Here is a 1114-nt window from a genome sequence, read left to right as displayed (position 1 = left end):
ATTTAAATATAAATATAAAAAGAACAGATTATATGCGGAAGTAAAAAAAAGATTAAGTCTGCAAGAGATTTGAAAACCTAAAAGAATTATTATAATTAAAATTTAAAAACATGAATGATTTGTATTTGTACCCGGGAAAGAATACGGGAATAAAAAATTTTTGGGAAACTAAAATTACTGAAAACGATAAGACCAAAAAATATGAAGTTTATGAGGTAGATAATGGTTTTATCGTAAAAATTACAGAATGTATTATTGATGAAAAAGGTGATAGTACGAGTAAATCAGTGATAAAGATTGCTACTGAAAATCCTATTCTGACAGAAGAACAGAAGAAGAAAAAGGACCAGGGAATAGATTTAGAAGGTATGCTTTCAGTTATTGCTGCTCAGACCGGAAAATTTTTAGTCAGATAAGATGTATAACGGTAAATATATATCTTCAGCAAGATTAATAGAACGTATCTATGCTAATCATGCTATTGAAGAACATCTTGATCCTGTATGGATATTAGAGCATATAGGTGATTGTATTGATCTTTTAGGTTGTAATGTTGCTTATATCAATAAAGTTACAGGACATGATGATTTAACACCTACAGTAAAGATTATAGATTTTAAAGGTATATTACCTTGTGATATGATTTCTATTATTCAGGTAAGAGAATATTGTAGTAAGACAATATTACGTGAGAGTACAGATAGTTTTCATCATGCTAAAAAGAGTCCGGGTTATGTTATAGGTGTTGACCTTACATATAAGATACAAGATGGACAGATAGAAGTAAACTTTGAAATGGGAGAGTTAGAAATCTCTTATACGGCATTTCCTACCGATTCAAAAGGTTATCCTTTGATACCAGATAATATCAAGGTAATATTGGCATGTGAGATGTATGTTGTAGAAAGAGTTATGTATAAATTATTTATGAGGAATGATATTGCTGCTGATAAATATCAGTTAGCCCAGCAAGAAAGAATGTATTATTTAGGAGCTGCTACGATGGCATTGGATTTACCAAGTATGGATAAGATGGAAAGCATAAAGAACAGTTGGTTAAGATTGATACCTCATATAGATGATCATAGTGATGGTTTTGTAAGTCATAGTCAGG

2 protein-coding genes are annotated in these 1114 nt (G+C 30.3%); both read left to right on the top strand.

All coding sequences use genetic code 11. The features are described 5' to 3' along the window. Positions 1 to 110: 110 nt before the first annotated feature. The gene (locus COX95_01800) at positions 111 to 416 is read left to right on the top strand and encodes a hypothetical protein (protein PIZ86246.1); all 306 of its coding nucleotides are present in this window, start codon (positions 111 to 113) and stop codon (positions 414 to 416) included. 1 nt (position 417) lies between these two features. Beyond that, positions 418 to 1114 (top strand): hypothetical protein (locus tag COX95_01795; GenBank protein ID PIZ86245.1); only part of this gene is annotated, 697 nt, incomplete at its 3' end.

The organism is bacterium CG_4_10_14_0_2_um_filter_33_32, assembly GCA_002792735.1.
Lineage (GTDB): Bacteria > Patescibacteriota > CPR2_A > CG2-30-33-46 > CG2-30-33-46 > CG2-30-33-46.
This window is presented reverse-complemented; position numbering and strand designations above follow the sequence as displayed.